Genomic DNA, 1,018 nt, shown 5'->3' with positions numbered 1-1,018 from the left:
CTAGGTTCTGTTTCTTGGATCAGGTGCGGAGCCAGATCGTGAGGGCTGCGACCGTGACGGTCCCGAGGTAGACGTAGGCACGTTTGTCGTAGCGGGTGGCCACGGCCCGGAAGTTCTTGAGGCGGTTGATCGCCCGCTCGACGACGTTGCGCTTCTTGTACCGGTCCTTGTCGAATCCGGTTGGCCGTCCGCCGGCCGAGCCGCGCCTGCGGCGGTTGGCACGCTGGTCCTTCGGCTCGGGAATGGTGTGCCGGATCTTGCGTTTCCGCAGATAGCGGCGGTTTCCCCGGGAGCTGTAGGCCTTGTCGGCGCTGACGCTGTCGGGCCGGGTGCGGGGCCTGCCCGGCCCGACGCAGGGCACCGAGATCTTCTCCAGCACAGCCTCGAACTGCGGGCTGTCCCCGCACTGTCCGGGCGTGAGGAGCAGCGAGAGCGGGCGGCACCGGCCGTCAGCGGACAGGTGGATTTTCGTGGTGAAGCCACCACGCGAGCGCCCTAAGCATTCGCCTGCCGCACCACCTCCGCCAGGCGGGCGGACAGCTTCCGCAGCACGGGATCGCCCTGGTTTGCCCCGCCGTGGGCCCCCTTTTGAGGAGCAACCGGCGGCGGGGCCGCCTTCCGGGCGCCGGCCGCGTGCTGATGGGCCCGGGCCGTGGTGGAGTCCACCGACACGTCCCAGTCGATCCCGCCCTCCGCGGCCTCGGCGGCCTGCACACGTGTCAGCAACAACTGCCAGGTTCCATCGGCCGACCAGCGGCGATGCCGTTTATAGACCGTCTCCCACGGCCCAAATCGTTCTGGCAGATCCCGCCATGGCACACCGGTCCGCACCCGGAACAGCACCCCGTTGATGACCTTCCGATGCTCACTCCACCGGCCACCACGCGACCCACCACGGGGCAGGAGCGGCTCCAGCCGCTCCCACTCCGCGCTCGTTAGATCCCCCCGCCCCACCATGCCGACCAGCTTGAACCCGACCACATGATCACGTCAGGAGATCCAAGAAACAGAACCTAGG

The 1,018-nt window shown here is 68.3% G+C and carries 1 protein-coding gene; it reads right to left on the bottom strand.

All coding sequences use genetic code 11. The annotated features are described in order from the left end of the window. Positions 1 to 19: 19 nt before the first annotated feature. Positions 20 to 957 (bottom strand): IS5 family transposase gene (locus tag MTF69_RS42635; RefSeq protein WP_374325840.1). Its coding sequence is split into 2 segments (ribosomal slippage): positions 20 to 517 and positions 520 to 957, totalling 936 coding nucleotides; the frame shifts between segments, so codons are not numbered across the junction. Positions 958 to 1,018: the final 61 nt, after the last annotated feature.

Source organism: Streptomyces sp. AP-93 (genome assembly GCF_022808175.1).
Taxonomy (GTDB): Bacteria; Actinomycetota; Actinomycetes; order Streptomycetales; family Streptomycetaceae; genus Streptomyces.
Note: the sequence above shows the minus strand (reverse complement) of the source record. Positions and strands in the feature narration are given on the sequence as shown.